Origin of the sequence: Streptomyces sp. SP18CS02 (assembly GCF_036322365.1) — a bacterium.
In the GTDB taxonomy this organism is placed as follows: domain Bacteria; phylum Actinomycetota; class Actinomycetes; order Streptomycetales; family Streptomycetaceae; genus Streptomyces.
This window is the reverse complement of record NZ_JAQYXC010000288.1, coordinates 104,777-126,353: the sequence shown is the minus strand read 5'-3', so window position 1 is coordinate 126,353 and position 21,577 is coordinate 104,777. Positions and strand designations below refer to the sequence as shown.

Sequence of the window (21,577 nt, the reverse complement as noted above, 5' to 3'; positions counted from 1 at the left end):
CGCGAGGCCCTGTGTGCGGGCCCTGAAGCGGTGTCGCCGCCGCGGCCCCGTGGCCGTGGTTCTCCGGCCGGGGCCTCCCGGCCGTGTCCCCTGCCCCGCTCCCCGCGCAGGTGTGCCTTCCGCTTGTCGTGTGTCGTCTTCCTCCGGGGGCACGGCTGGGCCATCATGATCCGCCGTCAGCCGATGCCGTCTGCAAAGAGGTGACGCTCATGGCCAGAATCCGTGCGGGGCAGGGATTCCTCCGCCGCAAACCCATCGAATTGATCGAAGAGGGCACCGAGGACCAGCGGCTCACCCGGACGCTGGGGCTGTGGCAGCTCACCGCCATCGGTGTCGGCGGCATCATCGGCGCGGGGATCTTCACCCTCGCCGGCACCGTGGCGAACGGCGTCGCCGGTCCCGCCGTGCTGATCTCGTTCCTGATCGCGGGTGTGGCGAGCGCCGCCGCCGCGTTCAGCTACGCCGAGTTCGCCGGCCTGATCCCCAAGGCCGGCTCGGCGTACACCTACGGCTACGCGGTCCTCGGGGAGCTCGTGGGCTGGTTCATCGGCTGGGACCTGCTGCTGGAGTACACCGCCATCGTCGCGGTGGTGGCGATCGGCATCTCCGGCTACTTCAACTTCCTCCTCGGGGAGATGGGCCTGGAGCTGCCCACCTGGATGCTGGGGGCGCCGGGGACGGGCGAGGGCCATCAGGTGGACCTCTTCGCCGCGGTGCTCTGTCTGCTGATCGCCTATCTGCTGACGCTCGGCATTAAGAACGCCGCGCGTTTCGAGACGGTCGTCGTGGTGCTGAAGGTGCTGGTGGTCCTGCTGGTGATCGTCGTGGGCTTCTTCCACATCGACACCTCGAACTACACCCCCTTCTTCCCCTTCGGTGTGAGCGGCGCCTTCACGGGTGCGGCCACGGTGTTCTTCGCGGTCTTCGGGTACGACGCCATGTCCACGGCGGCGGAGGAGTCCAAGGACGCCCAGCGGCACATGCCCAAGGCGATCCTGTACTCGCTCGCCATCTCGATGGTGCTGTACGTGCTGGCCTGCCTGGTGCTGACGGGCATGCAGGACTACACGGAAATCGACCCGGAGAGCGGCTTCTCGACGGCGTTCAAGGCCGTGGGACTGGGCGGTCTCGCGAACGTGATCGCCGTGGGCGCCATCATCGGCATCCTGACCGTGATGTTCACCTTCATGCTGGGCGTCACCCGGGTGTGGTTCTCGATGAGCCGTGACGGACTGCTGCCGAAGTGGTTCGCCAAGACGCACCGGACACGGCACGTGCCGACCCGGGTGACCTGGATCGTCGGGTTCGCGTCGGCGGCGATCGCCGGCTTCCTGCCGATCGGGGAGGCGGCGGAGCTGACGAACATCGGCATTCTGCTCGCGTTCGTGGTGGTGTGCATCGCGGTCATCGTGCTGCGCTACAAGCGGCCGGACCTCCCGCGCACGTTCCGCACGCCCGGGATGCCGTTCGTTCCCGCGATCGGGGTGATCTTCTCGATCTGGCTGATCACGTTCCTGCAGGTGCAGACGTGGCTGCGGTTCGGTGTCTGGTTCCTGATCGGACTGGTGGTGTACTTCGGCTACTCGTACCACCGGTCGGAACTGGCGAAGGCCGGGGCCCGGGGGACGGACACGCGGCCGCCCGGGCCAGGGCTCTGACGGCCTACTTGCCCATGAGGAGACCGTCCTCGGCCGCGCCGCGGTCGAGGACGGCCCGCCGGATCACATCGCGCACCTCGGTGTGGTCCTCGCCCCGCTCGATGGCCGCGTTCAGGTTGATGACCCTGCCGGTCGCGGTGTTGTACCACTGCGGCAGGAACTCCGCCTTCCTGACCTCCCAGCGCTGTCCGGGTACCGCGGGCGGCGCGAAGGTGAAGCGGCCGAGAGTGCCCTGGTTGCCTCGCGGGTCGCGGGCACCCAGGTTGTTGATCATGTCGCCGGCGATCTGGTCGCCCATGCCGTAGACGATCCAGGTGCCGTTGACCTTCTCGTAGGCCTGCGGGACGTGGGCGTGTGTGCCGAGGATCAGGTCGATGTCGGGGCGGCCGTCGGTGGCGGAGGCGGTGAGACCCCGCCCCAGGGTCAGCTGCTGGTCGTCGAGGGCGGTCTGCCACTCGGTGCCCCAGTGCAGGCTGACCACCACGACGTCGGCGCCGGCCGTGCGGGCCGCCCGGGCGTCCTCGACGATCCGGCTCTCGTCGATGAGGTTGACCGCCCAGGGCTCTCCCTCCGGCAGCGGGAAGCCGTTGGTGCCGTAGGTGTAGGCGAGGTGGGCCACCGTCGCGCCGCCCGCCCGGAGCAGCGTCGGACGGGCGGCCTCGGCCTCGGTCCGCGCCGACCCGGCGTGCCGGACTCCCGCCTTGTCCAGCGCGTCCAGGGTGCGGCCCAGCCCGGCGCTGCCGTCGTCCAGTGTGTGGTTGGAGGCGGTGGAGCAGGAGTCGTAACCGGTGGTGCGCAGGGCGGCGGCGATCTGCGGCGGCGACTTGAAGGCCGGGTAACCGGTGAAGGGGCCGCCGTCGGGGCCGTACACCGTCTCCATGTGACAGATCGCCAGGTCGGCCGAGGAGACCACCGGGCGGACGCCTGCCAGCATCTTGGTGAAGTCGTAGCCGTGGCCGCCCGCGTCGGCGCGGGCCCGCTGGTTGACCGAGTCGTGCGGCAGGATGTCGCCGCTGGCCACGAGGGTGAAGGGGCGTTCGGCGGCGGCCGCTCCGCCGGCCGACGAGGGGCCGGGGGCCTCCTTGCCGGGGGCCGGCCCGGCGGGTGCTTCCCTGTGCACCGTCGTGGTCCGCGGGGGTTGCGGACTGCCGCAGCCTGCCGTCGCCAGGAGCAGTACGGCGGTGGCGGCCACCGTCTTCCGTCGCGTCGTGAGTGTGGTCATGGACCGGGCTCCGTAAGGGGCTTCGAGGTTTTCCGGGGCCGTGGGGAGGGCCTGGAGGGCGTGGTGGACCCACTCGAATCCACACGGGACGAAAGCCGCAGTCAATAATTAATACTGCATAATCGCATAAATTACCCGAAACGGACCTGAAGTCTTCCGCTCGGACGGGGCCGGATCGGTGAGCGGCGCCGGGTGCCGGGGATCACCAGGCCCTCCGGGGCCGAGGGGACGGATCGCACGGCGGAGGAGGGAGGCGACGCGGTGGGGGCGCCCCCGTGCCCGCTGCACGATCCGAACGAGTGGCCGGTAGCGGCCCGCCGGACCGTTCGCCGCACCATTCGCCGACCGGTGCGACCGCTCGCCGCACATCCCGGTGCGCCGCCTGTCCCTCCGCGCCTTCATGCGTTCGGATACCGCTGCAAGGGCCGGGTACGGCGGGAAAGGGTGTTGACGATGACGACGGCGACCACCGACGAACGGGCCTTGGTGGAGCTCCAGCGTGACCACGGGCCCGCGCTGCTGAGCTTCCTGCTGGGGCTGACCTACGGCGACCGGCAGCGCGCCGAGGACCTGGTGCAGGAGACGCTGGTGCGGGCGTGGCAGCACCCCGAGGCGTTCGAGGCTCCGTACGAGTCGATGCGGCCCTGGCTCTTCACGGTCGGCCGGCGCCTCGCGATCGACGCCCGCCGCTCCCGCATGGCCCGCCCCACCGAGATCGGGGACGGGGTGCTGGAGACGACGCCCGACCCCGCGGACGTCACCGAATCGGCGGTCGCCGCGCTCGACGTCCGCGCGGCGGTACGGGAGCTGAGCGCGGAGCACCGCGCGGTCCTCGTGCGGATCTACTTCCACGGCCTGACGGTGAACGAGGCGGCGGCCGATCTCGGGATACCGGCGGGGACGGTCAAGTCGCGTTCCCACTACGCGTTGCGGGCGCTCGGACGGTGCCTCCCCGGCTACAGCCGCACCCTCTCCGGCTCACTCCCCGGCTGACCCCTTGCGCCCCTGTCGGCACCCTCGACACCTCCGCTCCCGTGCGTCACGGACCAGGGCGGAACGTATGCGAAACCACAGCGTCAAGTTGAGCAAAGAGCGGCCCGGAGCCGTGCCTCACGGTGGAGGCTCGTCGTCGAGACAAGCACGGAAGCGTCCGGGAGAAGGTGGGAACGTTGCGTCCCGAGAGCACGAACGGCACCGGCGGAGGCGGGCTGGCGGTCCCGATGGCCTGGTTGTGTGCCGAGTATCTGGCCGATGAGCTGATGCGGGTGGGCGATCTGGTCGAACCCGGCTCGCTGGAGTACCGCGCGGGCCGCCGCACGCTCGCCCTGACGATCTACCTCTGCGACGGCACGGACGGCCTCGCCGGCGCCGGTGGCGGCGTCCCGGCCGGAACCGTCAACGGCTCCGGGACCGAGGCCATGCTCGACGAGTGGCTGATCCGCACCTCCTGCGGCCACCCCTGGCGGGACTGGGTACGCGCCGGGCTGGCCGCCCGGCGGGAGCGCGCGGGCGGTAACGGCGAGCCGGACCTGGACCTCGCTCTGGAGACCTGGCGTGTGCTGGAGAGCACCGAGCTGCTCGCCACCGAACTGGCCACGGACCTCGATGTCCGCCCGCCCGCCACGGCGGCCGACGTCACCGTGGACGAGTCGGCCCGGGTCTGGCTGCCCGCCTGGCACCTGGGCCTGCCCCTCGGCCACCTGGCCCTGCGGCTGTTCTGAGGCTGCGGCCTTTCGCCCATCAGCCGTGTGAACAACGCTCCGGGTCAGTACACCGAGGACGGGCCGCGGTGGACGCCCGCACGGTATTTGGGGATCCGCACCGTGACTTTGGTGCCCGCGCCGACGCCCGTCTCGACGACCAGGCCGTAGTCGTCCCCGTACACCTGGCGCAGCCGTTCGTCGACGTTGGGCAGGCCGAGGCCGGACGACGGGGGGCGTTCGCCGGCGAGGAGGGAGCGCAGCACGTCGGGGTCCATGCCGACGCCGTCGTCCTCGATGGTGACGACGGCCTCGGCGCCCGCGTCCCGGGCGGCGATGGTCACCCGGCAGGCCGTGCGGGAGTCCTCCAGGCCGTGCTTGACGGCGTTCTCGACCAGCGGTTGCAGGCACAGGAACGGCAGGGTCACCGGCAGCACCTCCGGGGCGATCTGGAGGGTCACCTGGAGCCGGTCGCCGAAGCGTGCGCCGGCGAGGGCCAGGTACTGCTCGATGGAGCGCAGTTCGTCGGCCAGCTGGGTGAAGTCGCCGTGCCGCCGGAAGGAGTAACGGGTGAAGTCGGCGAACTCCAGGAGGAGCTCACGGGCCCGTTCGGGATCGGTGCGGACGAAGGAGGCGATCGCGGCGAGCGAGTTGAAGATGAAGTGCGGGGAGATCTGGGCGCGCAGGGCACGGATCTCCGCCTCGATGAGGCGGGTGCGGGACCGGTCGAGCTCGGCCAGTTCCAGCTGTACGGAGACCCAGCGGGCCACCTCGGTCGCCGCCCTCACCAGGACGGCCGACTCGCGGGAGCCGTAGGCGACGAGCGCGCCCAGCACGCCTTCCTCGCCGGTCAGTGGGGCGATGACCGCCCAGCGCAGGGGGCAGTCGGGGTCGTCGCAGCCGGCCCGCACGCTCTGGCTGCGGCCGGAGTCGAGCAGCTCGGCGACCCGTTCCATCACCTGCTCGCGGTGGTGGGAGCCGCCGGGCCCGTCCCAGGCGAGCACGGCGGTGCGGTCGGTGAGGCACAGTGCCTCGGTGCCCAGCAGGGAGCGCAGCCGGCGGGCCGCCTTGCGGGCCGTGTCCCCGGTGAGCCCGGCGCGCAGCGGCGGCGCGGCGAGCGAGGCGGTGTGCAGGGTGTGGAAGGTGGCGCGCTCGACGGGGGTGCCGAGGTCGTGGACGTTCTCGCTCCCCCGCCGTACGGTCAGCCGGCCGAGGGCGAACCCGGCGGCCAGCAGCACCGCTCCGACGGCGGCCAGGGCGGCCAGGACCGTGCCGCTCATCGTTCGGCTCCTTCGGGCTGCGGCCGGCCGGCCAGGTCCTCGGGCAGGTGCAGCCGGGCCAGGATGGCGGGGGTGCCGGGCGGTATGTGCCGGGGCGTGACCAGCGACACGGCGATCATGGTCAGGAACCCGAGGGGCACCGACCAGAGGGCGGGCCAGGCCATCAGGGTGTGGGGCCAGCCCTCCGGCGCGAGGCCCGCCCGGGTGGCCATCACGGCGGTGAGCGCGGCCCCTCCGCCGGTGAGGAGTCCGGCCATGGCGCCCGGCGGGGTGAGCCGGCGCCACCAGATGCCGAGGACCAGCAGGGGGCAGAAGGACGACGCGGAGACGGCGAACGCGAGGCCCACCGCGTCGGCGACCGGCACATTGGTGGCGAACACGCTGACGGTGAGCGGCACGGCCATGGCGATCGGTGTCGCCAGCCGGAAGTGGCGCACGCCGCGCGACGGCAGCACGTCCTGGCTGAGGACCCCGGCCACCGACATGGTCAGGCCGGAGGCCGTCGACAGGAACGCCGCGAACGCCCCTCCCGCCAGCAGGGCGCCGAGCAGGTCCCCGGCGAGTCCGCCGAGGATCCGGTCGGGCAGGACGAGGACGGCGGCGTCCGCCGCGCCGGTGAGGGCCAGCTCCGGGGCGTAGATCCGGCCGAGGGCGCCGTAGACGGGCGGCAGCAGGTAGAACGCGCCGACCAGCCCGAGGACGACGAGCGTGGTGCGGCGCGCCGCGCGGCCGTTGGGGCTGGTGTAGAAGCGGACGGCGACGTGGGGCAGGCCCATGGTGCCGAGGAAGGTGGCGAGGATCAGCCCGTAGGTGGCGTACAGCTGGTTGCCGTCACGGCCGCCGGACAGCGGCTGGGACCAGCCGAGGGGGTCGGCGCCGGTGGCGGCCCGCTCGGGGACGTGGGCGCCCTCGGGGAAGCGCAGGGTCGTGCCGGCCTCGACGCGGTGGGTGCCCTCGGCGAGGGTGACCTCCTGCCCGTCGTACGCGAGGGAATCGACGTGCCCGGAGACGCCGAGCGTGAGGGGGCTGTCGAGGTCGACGCGTACGGTGTCGTCGATCGTGACGGAGGTGTGCTGGCGGAAGACGGCCGGGGCGTCGAACCCGGCGCGGGGCGCGTCGTCGCCCAGCCAGGCGGTGACGAGGAAGAGCGCGGGCACCAGCAGGGCGGTGAGCTTGAGCCAGTACTGGAAGGCCTGGACGAAGGTGATGCTGCGCATGCCGCCCGCCGCGACGGCTCCGGTGACGACGACGGCGACGACGAGCCCGCCGACCCAGTCGGGGGCGCCGGTGAGGATCTCCAGGGTGAGGCCCGCGCCCTGGAGCTGGGGCAGCAGGTAGAGCCAGCCGATGCCGACGACGAAGAGACTGGCCAGGCGGCGGACCTGCGGGGACTCCAGTCGGGCCTCGGCGAAGTCGGAGAGGGTGTACGCGCCGGAGCGGCGCAGCGGGGCGGCCACGAGGACCAGCAGGACGAGGTATCCGGCGGTGTAGCCGACCGGGTACCAGAGCATGTCGGGGCCCTGGAGCAGGACGAGTCCGGCGATGCCGAGGAAGGAGGCCGCGGAGAGGTACTCGCCGCTGATCGCGGCGGCGTTGAGGCCGGGCTTGACGCTGCGGGAGGCGACGTAGAAGTCGGAGGTGGTGCGGGATATGCGCAGGCCCAGCGCGCCGATGAGCACGGTGGCCAGGACGACGACGGTGACGGCGGCCACCGCGTAGGCCTGGTTCACCGTCCTTCCACGAGGCCGGTGAAGTCCCGTTCGTTGCGCTCCGCCCGGCGCACGTACCCGTGGGCGACCAGCCACATGACGGGGTAGACGCCGAAGCCGAGGGCGGCCCAGACGAACGGTTCGGGCGACAGGCCGGGGCCGTGGGGAGCGGCGGCCGCGGGGAGCGCGAAGAGCAGGGGCAGCGAGCCGACGAGGAGGGCGAGCGTGCCCAGCGCGTAGAGCGCCGCGCGCAGCTGGCTGCGCATCAGGGCCCGCACGTAGGTGTGCCCGAGGGTGGTCTGCTCGCTGATCTCGGAGCGGGCGGGGGTGTGGCCCGGGGGGCGGCGGCCGGCGCGCGGTACGCCGGTGACGGTCTCGCGCCGGGGCCGGCGCACGGGCTGGGGCTCTGCAGACATCGTCGTCCGTGGGTCGCGTGGATCGGTTGCTGGAGTCTACGCAGAAGGCATTACCGAAGGTAGACCCGTTGCCGGGGTCACCGTCCCGTGCGCCGGGTGACGTCGCCGAGGGCGATCTCCAGCTCGACGTAGGACTCCTCGGCCCGCCGGAAGGCCATCTCCAGGGCGGCCGCGGCATGGGGGCCGACGAGTCCGTGGACGGAATCCCGGATCTCGTACAGCACGTCGGCCCAGCGCCCGGCCGCGCTCCTGGCGCCGGCCAGCAGCGCCTCGACCTCGCACGGGCCGGCCGGCCGGAGGTCCGGCAGCGCGCGCAGCTCCTGGAGCAGCGCTTCGATCTCCGACATCAGGACAGGCCCCCTTCCGGATCAAGGGTAGGAGCAGCGCCGTGGCGGTTCCGGCGCCGGTGGGGCGCCCCGTCGCCGTGCGGTGGGGCCGGGTCGGCGAACGGCCCACGACCGGGCGTCGAACGGTCCGGCCGGCGAACGGACCGGGCCGTCACGGACCGGCACCGTCACTGCTCGGCCGGCCTCGTCGCGGCTCGGCACCGTCACGTTCGGGGCCGTCACCGGCCTGGCCATCACGGTGTGGCGTCGGCGGGTGTCCGGCTCCGTGACGCGCGCCCCCACGGACGGAGGTCAGCCGCGGGTGTGCCGCATGAGCAGGTCGCGCAGGTGACGGGCGTGTCGGCGGCTGACGGCGAGCTCCGCGCTTCCGACGCGCACGGTGGTCGCCCCCGCGTCCAGCCGCAGTTCGTCGATGCGGCCGAGCGCGACGAGGTGGCTCCGGTGTATGCGTACGAAGCCCCGGGCCGCCCATCGCTCCTCCAGCGTGGAGAGCGGGATGCGCACGAGATGGCTCCCCTCGTCCGTGTGCAGACGCGCATAGTCGCCTTGGGCTTCCACATACGCGATGTCGTCGACCGGCACGAAACGGGTGACGCCGCCGAGCTCGACCGGGACCTGCTCCGGCGCCGGGCCGGGCTGGGCGGGCGCGGACAGTTCGCTGACCCTCCGCACGGCCTCGGCGAGCCTTTCCCGGCGGACCGGTTTGAGCACGTAGTCGACCGCCTTGAGGTCGAACGCCTGCACGGCGAAACCCTCGTGGGCGGTGACGAAGACGATGAGCGGCGGCCGGGCGAACCCCGCCAGCAGACGGGCGATGTCCAGTCCGGTGAGCCCCGCCATGTGGATGTCGAGGAAGACGACGTCGACGCTTTCCTCGCCGTCGGGGCCCGCTTCCAGGGCGCGGCCGATACGGCGCAGAGCCTCCGTCGCGTCGGTGGCGCCCTCCGCGCTGCGCACCCGCGGATCGGAGCGCAGGAGGTAGAGCAGTTCCTCGAGAGCGGGCTCTTCGTCGTCGACGGCCAGTACGCGCAGCATGGTGCGGAGTGTAAGCGGGGGGTGATTGAGCGAGAAGCCACTCGTGTGCGTACCAGTTCACGTAAGCACATCACATACGCGTGTACGGGGAATCGAGGCACACCCATGGGTCTGCAGGAGCGGCATCACGATGTCGCCGCTTACGCGCTGGGCGCGCTGGAGCCTGCCGACGCTTCGCGGTGCGAGGAGCATCTGTCCCGGTGCGTGCCGTGCGCGGCTCAGCTGGCGGACTTCGGCGCGGCGACGAGGGCTCTGGCACAACTGGCCGGGAACACGCCCCTGGAGCCGTGGAGCGCGCCGGACGCGTCGGCCGCGGGCGGGAGGCGTGCCGCGCGGCGGGGCGGCCGGCGTCGTGGGCGGGCCCGGCCGCCCGCCCGCCGCCTGCGGACGCATCTCGTCGCGGCGGCCGCGGCACTGGCGGTGGCGGTGCCGGGCGGGTTCCTGCTGCTCGGCGACGACGATCCGGCGATGCGGCGGGTCTCGGCGACGGACGCCGCCACGGGGGTGGCGGCGGCGGTGGCGCTGCGGGACCGGGAGTGGGGTACGGAAGTGGCGCTGCGCGTGGCGGGGGTGAGCGCGCCGCGGGTGTGCGAGCTGGTCGTCGTCGGGGCGGACGGAGCGGAGCGGGCGGTGCTGAACTGGGCCGTCCCGGACGGCGACGAGCCGGTCGTGGAGACGAGCACGGCGCTGCGCCTCGGTGACATCGAACGACTGGAAGTGCGGGCCACGGACGGGGAACGGCTGGTGTCCGTACGCCCCTGACCTCGGCCTCGGGCGGCGCCGACGTCACTTCGGCAGGCGTCACTTCGGCAGACGTCACTTCAGCAGACGGGACATCCGCCGGTCGGCGAGCGGCTTCCCACCCGTCTGGCAGGTGGGGCAGTACTGCAACGACGAGTCGCTGAAGGACACCTCGCGGATGGTGTCGCCACAGACGGGGCACGGTTCGCCGGTACGGCCGTGGACGCGCAGCCCGCTCTTCTTCTCGGCCTTGAGCCGGCCCGCCGCGAGCCCGTGGGAGCGCGCGACGGCATCGCCCAGGGTGGTGCGCATGGCGTCGTACAGCGTGGTCGTCTCCTCCTCGTCCAGGTTCTGGACGGGCTTGAACGGCGACATCCGGGCGGCGTGGAGGATCTCGTCGCTGTACGCGTTGCCGATGCCCGCGATCAGGCTCTGGTCCCGCAGGGCTCCCTTGATCCGGCGGCGCTCCCCCGCGAGCAGGGCCGCGAAGGCGGCGCGGTCGAAGCCGTCGGCGAGCGGATCGGGCCCGAGCCTCGCCACGCCGGGCACCGTGGCCGGGTCGGACACGAGGTGGACGGCCAGGCGTTTGGCGGTACCTGCTTCGGTGAGGTCGAAGCCGTCGCCTCCGGTCAGCGCGACCCGCAGGGCGAGCGGCCCCTTGCCGGGGCGCGGCGGGCCGGAGGGCAGGACGTCCTTCCACTGGAGCCAGCCCGCCCGGGCGAGATGGATCAGCAGATGGAGCCCGCCCGCCTCGATGTCGAGGAACTTCCCGTGCCGGCCGACGGCGGTGACCGTAGCACCGTCGAGTGCGCCGAGGGGCGGGTCGTACGTCTTGAGCACGCTGATCGCGACGGGCAGAGCGCGGGCGATCCGCTTGCCCACCAGGTTCTCGTCGAGGAACTCTCGCAGCGCTTCGACCTCGGGCAGTTCGGGCATGCCTCCAGCCTGCCGCAGCGGTGTGCGGCTCGCCTCACGGAAGGCGTCGCGGGTGGCGCGGGGGATGCCGTCCGGCCGACGCGGACGCTCCGCGGCCCGGGGTGCGGCCGGGCGGGCCGTCCTGTGGGGCGGCCACGGGTGTGCGGTGCGTCCCGGCCGGGGCGGGGGCGCCGAGGAGCGCCGGTGCGGACGGCTCCCCCCGCGGGACGGCCATCGGCGGGGACGGCCATCGGCGGCTCGGCCGGGGCCGTATCGGTGGATCAGCGGGGGCCGTCGGCGGCTCGGCCGGGGCCGTATCGGTGGATCAGCGGGGGCCGTCGGTGGCCTTGACGAGGTCGGTGAGCTCCGCGTGCATGCCGAACGCGACACGGTCCAGGTCGGGCACGGCCCTGCCGTCGGCGACGAGGCCCACATGGACCTGGCCTCCGTACGGAGCCATCGCCACGGCGAGGGCCTGGCCGCGGGCCAGCGGCGCCATGGGGTGGAGCGCGCGCAGGGGGCAGCCCCCGAGCGAGAGGCTGGAACGCGGCAGCGGCACGTTGGTGACCAGGACGTCGAAGAGCATCCGTGCCGCGCTGCCGGCCAGCGGAGCCCCGAACCGGTGTGCCAGCGGGGGCAGTTGATCGGCGAGCACGGCCACCGCGCCCGCTCCGCGAAGCGGCCCCGCCGCCTTGTTGCGGTCCATGTCGCGCCGGACGGACAGCAGCCTGCTCACCGCGTCGGGGTCGCCGACCGGCAGATCGAGCAGGTAGGCGGAGAGCCGGTTGCCCGAGTCGGGCCGGACGCCGGGCCTGCGGCGGGATACGGGCACCAGGGCGCGCGGGTCGGCGGCGGGCAGCGGCTCCCCGCGTTCCAGCATCCAGTGGCGCAGCGCTCCGGCGACCACCGCGAGCAGCACGTCATTGGCGGTGCCGCCGGTCACCCGGCGCACATGGCGCACCTCCTCCAGGTCGAGTTCGGCCGTGGCCACCCGGCGTGTCCCGCTGGAGCTGGCGGCGAGGGAGGGCGTGCCACGGGGATCGAGGCGGCTGGCCAGCACGACCGACGCGCCCACGCCCAGGGCGCGCCCGAGCTCCTCCAGACGCCCCCGGGCGCCGGTCCACGGGCCGGGCAGCCAGGAGCGGGGCGGTACGGCGCGGGGGCGCCGGCGTCCCGGGGCGCGGGCGCCCGCGATCTCGTCGAAGATCCCGGCGCCGATGGCGACGGCCCTCATGCCGTCGGCGAGTGCGTGGTGGAGCTTGACCAGGACGGCGAAGGGGCCGCCGGGCGCCCCGGTGAGCAGGTACATCTCCCAGGGCGGCAGTCCCCGTTCGAGGGGGCGTTCCATCAGCTCACCGGCGAGCCGGGCCGCCTCGGCCGCGAAGTCGCCGCCGGGCAGCCGGACCTGCCGGACGTGCCGGTGCACGTCGAAGGTCTGGTCGACGCTCCACGCGGCGCCCCCGACCGGCAGCAGTACGTCCCTGACCCGCATCCTCAGCCGGGGGATGGCGGCGGCGCGCCCGGCGAGCAGCTCCAGTACGCCACCCGTGTCACGGGGGCCGGGGTCGAACCGGGCGAGCGCCCCGAGGTGCATGGGGTGCTCGGCCGATTCGAGGTGCCAGAAGGCCAGATCAAGAGGTGCCAGCAGCTCACTGCTCAAGGGATCCTCATGTCCTAGAAGGCTACGGATGACCAGGGAGGCCCCGATCGGGCCGTGCGGGGCCCGATCGGGGCGGCGCAGGCTCGGGCGGGGCGCTGCCGCACCAGGCGGGACAACGCCGGATAAGGCCACGGAAGAGACCAAGTCAATCGCTTTCGGTCGGTTACGGTCAAGCATGATGCATTTACGGACAGTTAACAGCGGGTGTCGCTGGAATTTCGGCTCTGTCCTGAATGATGAACTCCGACCAGACGCATTTGCCGCTGCCACGCGACTCCACACCCCACGCGTCGACGAGCCGGTCCACCAGCAGCAGACCGCGCCCCGACACTCCCGACTCCCCCGCCTCCCGGCGCCTGGGAAGCGCGCTGGAGCGGTCCTCCACCTCCACGCGCAGCCGCCGTTCGGGGGCGGCGAGCATCCGCAGGGTCACGATCGCCCCGCCGTCGGTGTGCAGCAGCGCGTTGGTGATCAGCTCGTCGGCGACCAGTTCCGCCTCGTCGGCGCGCTCCCCGGCACCCCAGGCCCGTACCGCCGCCCGGATCATGTGCCGGGCCGTGCTCAGCGCCTCCGGGTCGCCCTGCGCCACGTGCTGCTGCAGACGCCCCCCCGTCTGGGGGGTGTAGCCGCCCTTGCGGCGCAGCAGCAGGATCGCCACGTCGTCGTCGCCGCCCCGCTCGTCGACCACCTCGCACAGGTGGTCCGCCAGCAGCTGGAGGTCCCGCGGGCCGTTGCGCACCAGGGCGGTGAGCCACTGCATGCCCTCGTCGAGGTCGGAGCCCGGCCGCTCGACGAGCCCGTCGGTGTAGAGCAGCAGCGACTGACCGGGATCGAGCTCCAGCAGGGTGACCGGGTAGTCGAGGCGCCCGAACTCCGCCGACAGCCCGAGCGGCATGCCGCCCTGGACCGGCAGCCTGCGGCAGCTTCCGTCGGTGTCCTGGAGCAGCGGGTCCACATGACCCGCCCGGACCACCTGGACCACGCCGGTCGCCAGGTCCGCCTCCAGATAGGTGCAGGTCGCGAACCGGTCCGTGTCCAGCTCGTGCAGGAAGACGGAGGCCCGGGCCATCACGGTCGCCGGGCTGTGGCCCTCGGCGGCGTAGGCCCGCAGCACGATGCGCAGCTGGCCCATCACGGCCGCCGCGTGGATGTCGTGCCCCTGGACATCGCCGATGACGGCGCCGACCCGGCCGCCGGGCAGCGGGATGACGTCGTACCAGTCGCCGCCGATGTCCCGGCCGAGCCGGGCCGAGCGGTAGCGGACCGCGATCTGCGCGCCGGGGACCTCGGGGATGCGGCGCGGCAGCATCGCCTGCTGGAGGCCCTCGGCGAGGTCGTGCTCCTGTTCGAAGAGCATGGCGCGCTGGAGGCTCTGCCCGATGCTGCTGCCGAGGGCGACGAGCACGTTGCGGTCGTCGGCCGAGAAGCCGTTCTTGTCGCTGTAGAGCAGCCCGAGCGCGCCGATGGGCCGGGCCTGGGCGATCAGCGGCAGATAGGCGGCGGAGGTGATGCCGAGCCCGCTGATGTCCGGCCACAGCACCGGGTAGGAGGTGGCGAAGTCCTCGGGCGACTCGATGAACCGCGGCGTGAGGGTACGCACCACCTCACTCATCGGGTACTGCTCGTCCACCCGGGTGTAGCGGGTACCGGGGACATGGGAGTCCTCGGGCCCGTCCGCCACGAGGTGGATCCGGCCGGCCTCCAGCAGTCCCATCACCACGCTGGCGGCGCCGAGGTGTTCCAGGCCGCGGGAGTCCTTCAGCACGTCGATGACGTCCTGGACCGTCCTGGCGTGGGCCAGGGCGGCGGTGGTGGACTCCACCACGCTGGTCTGCCGACGCCGGTCGGCGTCGACCTGGATCCGGGCGCTGGATTCGGCCAGCTCCTGGGTGGCGTCCCTGACGATGCCGATGATGCGGTGGGGGCGGCCGGTCTCGTCGCGCCGGATGGTGCCCTGGGTGTGGGTCCAGCGCAGGCCGCCGTCCCGGCCCCGGATGCGGAAGTAGGCGCCGTAGTGCGCACCCCCGCCCTTGAGCGCCTGCGTCACCATGCCGTCCAGGCGGATGGCCTCGGTGGGCGGCACGCGCGCGGACAGGCTCTCGGGCCGGCCGTCGTACTCGTCCGCGTCCATCTGGAACACGTCGAGGGCGGCCCGGTCCATGTGCATCAGCCCGGCGTCCAGGTCCCAGTCGAAGCTGCCCATGCGGTTGAGGGCCAGACTCAGATCCGGGTGTGCGGGCCAGTCCTCGGGGAGCGACAGGGCATCCGCTGCCGGATCAACCATGGAGCCACTCTGCCATCATTTGCCAGGTTTTTCGACTGTTTACGCATGCCACTCGTGACGTCAGCCTTCGAACGCCCCCGGGTCACCGGAGGGATCGTCCAGGCCCTCGTCGCCGCCGGACCCGGGATCGGCCTCGGACAGGAACTCCTCACCGGGGCCGGTGAGGCAGCCGGACGGCATCTCCTGGCCCTCGCCCGGCGCCCCGTCGGTGCCGAACGGGTCGGAGGAGCCCGTCGTGCAGTCGGTGGGCGCGGGATCCATCGGTGCGTCCGGCTCCCCGTCGACCATCCCCGTGTCACCGCCGTCCGGAACCGCCTCACCGCCGTCCGGAACCGCGCCATCCCGCGGAACCGCCTCGCCGCCGTCCGCAATCGCACCGCCGTCCGGGACCGCGCCACCGTCCGGGGCCGCCGCTCCGTCGCCGGGAGCGGGCGGCAGGCCCGCGCCGGGGGCGTCGCCCGGAGGGGCCGGCACGGTGGAGCGCGGGCCCGCCGGCGCGTCCGGCACCGGCTGGTCGATCACACTGCGTTCGTTCGGGCTGTACGGGGGCGGGGTGTCCGGCCGCCTGTCCTGGCTCGCGGCCGCGCCGGTCCGCCGCTCGATCCAGGTGTTGTCCACGACGTCGGCGATGATCAGGCTGCCGAGGATCCGCTGCGTCGCGTTGATGACGACGACCTGGTCGCGACGGTAGCCCGCCCACGACTCGCCCGTGTGCGCGGCCTCGCCCTCGACGGTGGCGGGCGAGCGCAGCGGATTGCCGCCGGCGCAGCGGACGCGCGGAGCTCCGTACTGGTCCACCAGGACGGCGGTACCCGACTGGAGGACGGACTGGAGGACTGCGGCCGAGCCGTCGCGGTAGCCGTGGCTGGTCACCCGGGTGTCGGTGCGCAGCAGCACCGGGGTGAGGCCGCGCAGCCAGTTGGCGACACCCGCCTGGCCGACCCCCGCCGCCCGGGCGAAGGCGCGCTCCTTGCCCGGGTCCGCCGTCAGCAGGTTCACCTGTCGCTCGATGTCGCAGCTGGGCCGTCCGCGCGTCCCGCCGTACAGCCCGGGCGTGGCCCCGGAGACCGTGCGCACCTGCTGGACGGCGCCCGCGGACGGCGGAGTACCGGGTACGCCGGAGGGCGGCCGGTACGTCACGGGAGCGGTACCCGTCGCCGTCGATGCGGTGAACGGATCCGGCCCCTGGGCGGCCAGCGGCTGAAGGAGGACCTCTCGGGAGTCCCGCGCCGCCGCGCCGGCCCCGGCCCCGGTCTCCTTGTCGCCGTCACCGCCGCACCCTGCGACCAGAAACAGCCCTGCGGTCAGCACGGCGATCGCGCCATGCTGCTGTCGTGTGGGTGAACGCACGTCGATCTCCCGCGTCTTCAACGCCTCTTCCATGCGCCGGTGCCGGCGCTTCTTCATCTGGCCGGATCCGGCACGGTCCCGCAACCGGAGACAACCGCACATGGCGATGGACTTGAACGCGTTCAACAGAACCTTTACGCTCACCATTAATTGAACATGTTCAAGGCGTGGTCCGGGGGTTGGGCCGACCGGGTGCGCCCGGTCCGGGAAAGGGGCACAGGATGTCCGTCCTGGTCGATCTGATCGTGATGCTGGGCATGCTGGTGATCGTTCCGGCCGGGCTGCGCCTGATGGACGCGGCCGGGACACGGGCCCTGCGCCGGTTGTGGCCGCTGTTCGCGGTGCCGGGAGCGGCGTCCCTCTGGCTGCCGCGCGGTCCCACCGCGGTCGCGCTCGCCGCCTGCTACGCACTGGGGGCCCTGCTGCTCGCCCTGCACGGGGTGCGCCGCCTGGCACGCGCCCGGGGCACGGGCGCCCCCGGCCCGGCCGAGATCGCCGTACTCACCGCCCTGACCGGCCCCGCCGTCGCCGCGCTCGCCCTGGTCGCCGAGCGGCAGGGAGTCCGGCTCTTCGGCTTCGACCTGGACATCCTTGCCCTGACCGTGCCCCACTTCCACTTCGCCGGCTTCACCGCCGCGCTGGTGGCGGGGCTTGTCTGCCGCGCCTCGAACGGGCCGCTCGCCCGCTTCGCCGCCCTGAGCGTTCCCTCGGGCACCCTGCTCGTCCTGCTCGGCTACTTCGTCGACGACTGGGCCGAACTGGCCGGAGCGCTCGTCCTGACCGCGGGCATGTGGGCCGTCGCCCTGCTGACGTGGCGGGACATCAGGCCCCGCGTCCGCGACCGGCCCACCCGGGCACTGCTCGCCGTCTCGGCCGCCGCCCTGGTGGCGACCATGCTGCTCGCGCTGAGCTGGGCACTCGGCGAGGCGACCGGACTGCCCCACCCGGATCTCCCCTGGATGGCCGCCACCCACGGCCTCGGCAACGCCCTCGGCTTCGCGCTCTGTTCGGTGCTGGCCTGGCGACGACTCAAGGAACGTGTCTCATGACCCGACTGATCCGCAGCCTCAGCACCACTCCCGGACCGTCCTCGTTCACCTATCCGGAGGTCGGCGCCACCCGGACCGGGCCGCTGCCGGACGGATACCACCACCTTCGCCACCGCACCCGGATCGGCCGGGGGGAGGAGGCCTTCAGGGCGGCGGGCGCGGCCGTCACCACCTGGGGCATGCACCGCGGAGCGGGCGCCCTCGTGACGGCGGACACGCCGCGGGCGGAACCGGGCACCGCCGTCGAGATCGCGCTCCGCGTCGGCCCGCTGCGGATCGGCGCTCCGTGCGAGGTGGTCTGGACGGCCTGCGGGAGCGAGCGCGTCGGCTTCGCGTACGGGACCACCGCCGGGCACCCCGAGCGCGGCGAGGAGTCCTTCGTGGTGGAACTGCGGCCGGACGGGTCCGTGTGGTTCACCGTGACCGCCTTCAGCCGCCCCGCGCGCTGGTACACCCGGGTCGCGGGGCCCCTCGTCCCGGCGGCCCAGCACTGGTACGCGCGCCGTCTGGGCCGCACTCTTCGGAGGATCGCCGCGGCCTGATCCCGCGAAGCGGGGCCACCGGCGCCGATACTGGAGGCGATGGAGTGGTTCACCTGGTTCACCGCGTCCGACTACTGGCTGAGCCGACTGGTCTTCCAGCGGGGCCTCGCCGGTCTGTACCTCGTCGCGTTCCTCTGCGCCGCCCTCCAGTTCCGGGCGCTGATCGGCGAGCGCGGCATGCTCCCGGTGCCCGAGTACCTCGGCCGGGTTCCGGCGCGCCGGAGCCCCAGTGTGTTCCGGCTGCACTACTCGGACCGGTTCTTCGCCCTCTGCTCCTGGACGGGTGCGGCGCTCGCCCTGGCGATGATCGCGGGAGCGGGGGACGCGGTACCGCTGGCGGTCTCGATGCTGCTGTGGGCGGTGCTGTGGGCGCTCTACCTGTCGATCGTGAACGTGGGGCAGACCTGGTACGGATTCGGCTGGGAATCGCTGCTCCTGGAGACCGGCTTCCTCGCCGTCTTCCTCGGCAACGAGCGCACCGCGCCCCCCGTCCTCATTCTGTTCCTGTTGCGCTGGCTGCTCTTCCGGGTGGAGTTCGGCGCGGGGCTGATCAAACTGCGCGGGGACACCTGCTGGCGCGATCTGACCTGTCTGTACTACCACCATGAGACACAGCCGATGCCGGGCCCGCTGAGCTGGTTCTTCCACCACCTGCCCCGGCCTCTGCACCGCGTCGAGGCGGCCGCCAACCACGTGACCCAGCTGGCGCTGCCGGTCCTTCTCTTCACCCCCCAGCCGGTGGCAAGCGTGGCGGCGGGAGCCGTCGTACTGACCCAGCTGTGGCTGGTGCTGTCCGGGAACTTCGCCTGGCTCAACTGGATCACGATCGTGCTGGCCCTGTCGGCGATCGACGGCTCACCGGTCGCCGGGGCGCGCGCCCTGCCCGAGCCTCCGCTCTGGTATGTCGTGGTCGTCCTCGCCGTCACGGTGCTGGTGGTGGTGCTCAGCCGGCGTCCGGTCCTCAACCTGCTCTCCCGCCGGCAGGCGATGAACCGCTCCTTCGACCCGTTGCACCTGGTCAACACCTATGGAGCCTTCGGAACGGTCGGCCGGGTCAGGTACGAGGTGATCATCGAGGGCACGGAGGAGACCGTGATCCACCCCGGAACGGTGTGGCGAGCGTACGAGTTCAAGGGCAAACCGGGCGATGTCCGACGGCTGCCCCGCCCGTACGCCCCGTACCACCTGCGCCTCGACTGGCTGATGTGGTTCGCGGCGCTCTCCCCCGGGTACGCCCGGTCCTGGTTCGGCCCCTTCCTGGAACGGCTTCTCGAAGGGGACCGGGACACCCTGCGGCTGCTGCGCCACAACCCGTTCCCGGACGCACCGCCCGCGCGGATCCGCGCCGGTCTGTACCGCTACCGCTTCACGACGTGGCGGGAGCTGCGCGACACGGGCGCCTGGTGGCACCGGACGTACGTCAGGGAGTACTGGCCGCCGACCCGGCTCACCACGGACGACCGGCCCTGACGGCCATGCCGGACGACCCCGGCCCGCCCGTCCTGTCAACGCCCTCACCGGCGTCCCGGCCCGGGTCCCGGCCCGAGCGGCCGCCGGGCGCGGACCCGCTCACCGGCCCGGACATGTATGTGCCCCCCGCCGTGAACGGCGGGGGGCACATGGCGAAGCGTACGGATCAGCGTGTCGCGGATCAGTCGATGCCGGGCAGGATGTGCGGCTCGGCGAGGTCCTCCTCGTATCCGGCGAGCCGGATCGGGGCCGAACGGGCCCACACTTCGAGGCTGCCGAGCGTTTCGGGCCGGCCGGACCGTTCGCCGCGTTCCGCCGGACGCTGTTCCTGCTTCGTCAGATCTGGTGTCACCGCGCACTCCTTCGTGTCGCGAACCAATGAGGACAATGCCGTTCGGTCGCGGTGGCGCCGGTACTCGGGCGGGACCGCGGCCTTGGTGGCAGGCCAGTCCCCGGGTCGGCCACCAGGGGTTTCGTGGATCCGTGGAGGCCGACCGTTCGCTTCAGAGTAACCAAATGAGCACGCTTACGCTCGATGGCGCTCGTCACAGGGGTACGTTCCGGACAATCACGTCCGGATCATCGCGCGCGGGGTGACCGTCACCAGTTGGCGGGCGCGTAGTCCTTGAGGAAGCAGCCGTACAGGTCCTCGCCCGCCTCGCCGCGCACGACGGGGTCGTAGACACGGGCGGCGCCGTCGACCAGGTCGAGGGGGGCGTGGAAGCCCTCGTCGGCCAGGCGCAGCTTGTCGAAGTGGGGGCGCTCGTCGGTGATCCAGCCGGTGTCGACCGAGGTCATGAGGATGCCGTCGGTCTGGAACATCTCCTGGGCGCTGGTCCGCGTCACCATGTTCATCGCGGCCTTCGCCGCGTTGGTGTTCGGGTGCCCGGCGCCCTTGTAGCCACGGCCGAAGACGCCCTCCATCGCCGAGACGTTGACGATGTAGGAGCGCCCGCTGGACGCCTTCCTGGCGGCGTCGGCCATCACCGGGCGCAACATGCTGATCAGGATGAACGGGGCCGTGTAGTTGCACAGCTGGGTCTCCAGCAGCTCCACCGGCGAGATCTGCTCGATGGTCTGCACCCAGGTGTTGCTCTCGACGACGTCCGGAAGCAGTCCACCCGCGTCGATGGCGCTGCCGTCGCGGTGCCGCTCGACGCTCGCGTTGCCCGCGACCAGGGCCAGATCCGCGACCTTCTGAGCGTCCAGGCCGCTCACACCGACGGGCAGTGCGGCCAGACCGTCCACCGCGCCGGAGTTGAAGGCGCCGATCACCTGGTGAGCGGGGAGCTCCCCGGCGGGCAGCGGGGCGCTCTCGCCCTCGACCAGGGCCGCGTAGGCGGAGGGCAGGCGGCGCACGGTCTGCGTGGCGTTGTTGATGAGGATGTCCAGCGGGCCCTGCCCGGCGACCTGCTCGGCGAGGGCGACCGCCTGCGCGGGGTCGCGCAGGTCGATGCCGACGACCTCCAGGCGGTGCATCCAGTCCGCCGAGTCGTCCATGGCCTTGAAGCGGCGGATGGCGTCCTTGGGGAAGCGGGTCGTGATCGTGGTGTGGGCGCCGTCGCGCAGCAGGCGCAGGGCGATGTACATGCCGATCTTGGCCCGGCCGCCGGTGAGCAGCGCCCGCTTGCCGGTGAGGTCGGTACGGGCGTCGCGGCGCGAGCGGTTCTCGGCGGCGCACTTCTGGCAGAGCTGGTGGTAGAAGTAGTCGACCTCGACGTACCGCGTCTTGCAGACGTAGCAGGACCGGGGGCGCTGGAGTATCCCCGCGATCTGTCCGGCCTCGGTGACGGACGAGGGGAGGATGCCCTCGGTCTCGTCGTCGATCCGCTCGGCGGAGCCGGTCGCGGTGGCCTCGGTGACCGCCTTGTCGTGAGCGGTCTTGGAGGCCCTGCGCTCCTGGCGGCGGCGCTGCTTCACCGTCCGGTAGATGCCCGCGGTGGCCCGCCGGACGGCGATCGCGTCCGGGTGGTCGACCTCCAGCTTGTCGAGCTCTTCGAGGACGCTCAGGCAGACGGTCAGGCGCTCGGGGTCGATTCCCGGCCCGTACGCCTGGTTCTCTTCTGTCACCGTCATGGCCGTCGCCGTTCCTTTATCACTCGTATGCCACGTTTCAAAAGCCGAACTTTACGGAGCGAACCGCCCTGCCGCCAAACCCGCTCCCTGCGCGCGGGGCCGGAACCCGCCCGTCGGGGGTGC

Annotated in this window: 19 protein-coding genes; 7 read left to right on the top strand and 12 right to left on the bottom strand. The window is 72.6% G+C overall.

The window, feature by feature from the left end; genetic code table 11:
• Positions 1–209 precede the first annotated feature (209 nt).
• Positions 210–1,658: an amino acid permease gene (locus tag PUR26_RS19080; RefSeq protein WP_329873614.1), complete on the top strand. Its 1,449-nt coding sequence runs from the start codon at positions 210–212 to the stop codon at positions 1,656–1,658.
• 4 nt (positions 1,659–1,662) lie between these two features.
• On the opposite strand, the gene PUR26_RS19075 is transcribed toward PUR26_RS19080, so the two are convergent.
• On the bottom strand, positions 1,663–2,880 hold the full coding sequence (locus PUR26_RS19075) for a CapA family protein (protein ID WP_329873613.1): 1,218 nt from the start codon (positions 2,878–2,880) through the stop codon (positions 1,663–1,665).
• A 453-nt stretch (positions 2,881–3,333) separates the two neighbouring features.
• Between PUR26_RS19075 and PUR26_RS19070 the strand changes: the two genes are divergently transcribed.
• On the top strand, positions 3,334–3,873 hold the full coding sequence (locus PUR26_RS19070) for a sigma-70 family RNA polymerase sigma factor (RefSeq protein ID WP_329873612.1): 540 nt from the start codon (positions 3,334–3,336) through the stop codon (positions 3,871–3,873).
• Between the two features lie 176 nt (positions 3,874–4,049).
• Positions 4,050–4,601 carry a hypothetical protein gene (locus PUR26_RS19065; protein WP_329873611.1) on the top strand — a complete coding sequence of 184 codons (552 nt, stop codon included), beginning with the start codon at positions 4,050–4,052 and terminating at the stop codon, positions 4,599–4,601.
• A gap of 44 nt (positions 4,602–4,645) precedes the next feature.
• Here PUR26_RS19065 and PUR26_RS19060 read toward each other — a convergent pair whose 3' ends face one another.
• From PUR26_RS19060 to PUR26_RS19040, 5 genes are all read right to left on the bottom strand, one after another.
• On the bottom strand, positions 4,646–5,860 hold the full coding sequence (locus tag PUR26_RS19060) for a histidine kinase (protein ID WP_329873610.1): 1,215 nt from the start codon (positions 5,858–5,860) through the stop codon (positions 4,646–4,648).
• Positions 5,857–7,590 carry a sodium/solute symporter gene (locus PUR26_RS19055; RefSeq protein WP_329873609.1) on the bottom strand — a complete coding sequence of 578 codons (1,734 nt, stop codon included), beginning with the start codon at positions 7,588–7,590 and terminating at the stop codon, positions 5,857–5,859. The genes PUR26_RS19060 and PUR26_RS19055 overlap by 4 nt, the downstream gene beginning before the upstream one ends.
• Positions 7,587–7,985 (bottom strand): hypothetical protein, encoded by a 399-nt coding sequence (locus PUR26_RS19050; RefSeq protein WP_329873608.1) that lies wholly within the window; start codon positions 7,983–7,985, stop codon positions 7,587–7,589. Before PUR26_RS19050 ends, PUR26_RS19055 begins: the two co-directional genes overlap by 4 nt.
• 77 nt (positions 7,986–8,062) lie before the next feature.
• Complete coding sequence (locus tag PUR26_RS19045; protein WP_329873607.1) at positions 8,063–8,332, bottom strand: hypothetical protein; 270 nt, start codon at positions 8,330–8,332, stop codon at positions 8,063–8,065.
• Positions 8,333–8,623: 291 nt separating this feature from the next.
• The gene (locus PUR26_RS19040) at positions 8,624–9,367 is read right to left on the bottom strand and encodes a LytR/AlgR family response regulator transcription factor (protein ID WP_329873606.1); all 744 of its coding nucleotides are present in this window, start codon (positions 9,365–9,367) and stop codon (positions 8,624–8,626) included.
• Positions 9,368–9,472: 105 nt separating this feature from the next.
• On the opposite strand from PUR26_RS19040, the gene PUR26_RS19035 reads away from it, so the two are divergent.
• Positions 9,473–10,129 (top strand): hypothetical protein, encoded by a 657-nt coding sequence (locus PUR26_RS19035; RefSeq protein WP_329873605.1) that lies wholly within the window; start codon positions 9,473–9,475, stop codon positions 10,127–10,129.
• Between the two features lie 54 nt (positions 10,130–10,183).
• Here the strand turns inward: PUR26_RS19035 and PUR26_RS19030 are convergent, their stop codons facing one another.
• The 4 genes from PUR26_RS19030 to PUR26_RS19015 all read right to left on the bottom strand — a co-directional run bounded on the left by PUR26_RS19030 (position 10,184) and on the right by PUR26_RS19015 (position 16,464).
• Positions 10,184–11,044 (bottom strand): Fpg/Nei family DNA glycosylase, encoded by an 861-nt coding sequence (locus PUR26_RS19030; RefSeq protein ID WP_329873604.1) that lies wholly within the window; start codon positions 11,042–11,044, stop codon positions 10,184–10,186.
• A 304-nt stretch (positions 11,045–11,348) separates the two neighbouring features.
• Complete coding sequence (locus PUR26_RS19025) at positions 11,349–12,683, bottom strand: wax ester/triacylglycerol synthase family O-acyltransferase (RefSeq protein WP_329873603.1); 1,335 nt, start codon at positions 12,681–12,683, stop codon at positions 11,349–11,351.
• 184 nt (positions 12,684–12,867) lie between these two features.
• On the bottom strand, positions 12,868–14,967 hold the full coding sequence (locus tag PUR26_RS19020) for a SpoIIE family protein phosphatase (protein WP_329873602.1): 2,100 nt from the start codon (positions 14,965–14,967) through the stop codon (positions 12,868–12,870).
• 60 nt (positions 14,968–15,027) lie between these two features.
• Positions 15,028–16,464, bottom strand: a complete 1,437-nt coding sequence (locus PUR26_RS19015; RefSeq protein ID WP_329873601.1) for a DUF6777 domain-containing protein — start codon at positions 16,462–16,464, stop codon at positions 15,028–15,030.
• A gap of 74 nt (positions 16,465–16,538) precedes the next feature.
• On the opposite strand from PUR26_RS19015, the gene PUR26_RS19010 reads away from it, so the two are divergent.
• Genes PUR26_RS19010 through PUR26_RS19000 form a run of 3 tightly spaced genes read left to right on the top strand, consistent with a single transcriptional unit; the run spans position 16,539 to position 19,378 of the window.
• A complete protein-coding gene (locus PUR26_RS19010) occupies positions 16,539–17,366 on the top strand; it encodes a YndJ family protein (RefSeq protein ID WP_329873600.1) in 828 nt (275 codons plus the stop codon).
• Positions 17,363–17,908 carry a DUF1990 family protein gene (locus tag PUR26_RS19005; RefSeq protein ID WP_329873599.1) on the top strand — a complete coding sequence of 182 codons (546 nt, stop codon included), beginning with the start codon at positions 17,363–17,365 and terminating at the stop codon, positions 17,906–17,908. Before PUR26_RS19010 ends, PUR26_RS19005 begins: the two co-directional genes overlap by 4 nt.
• A gap of 39 nt (positions 17,909–17,947) precedes the next feature.
• Positions 17,948–19,378, top strand: a complete 1,431-nt coding sequence (locus PUR26_RS19000; protein WP_329873598.1) for a lipase maturation factor family protein — start codon at positions 17,948–17,950, stop codon at positions 19,376–19,378.
• Positions 19,379–19,559: 181 nt separating this feature from the next.
• Here the strand turns inward: PUR26_RS19000 and PUR26_RS18995 are convergent, their stop codons facing one another.
• A complete protein-coding gene (locus PUR26_RS18995; RefSeq protein WP_329873597.1) occupies positions 19,560–19,730 on the bottom strand; it encodes a hypothetical protein in 171 nt (56 codons plus the stop codon).
• 248 nt (positions 19,731–19,978) lie between these two features.
• Positions 19,979–21,454 (bottom strand): SDR family NAD(P)-dependent oxidoreductase, encoded by a 1,476-nt coding sequence (locus tag PUR26_RS18990; protein ID WP_329873596.1) that lies wholly within the window; start codon positions 21,452–21,454, stop codon positions 19,979–19,981.
• Between the last annotated feature and the right edge of the window lie 123 nt (positions 21,455–21,577).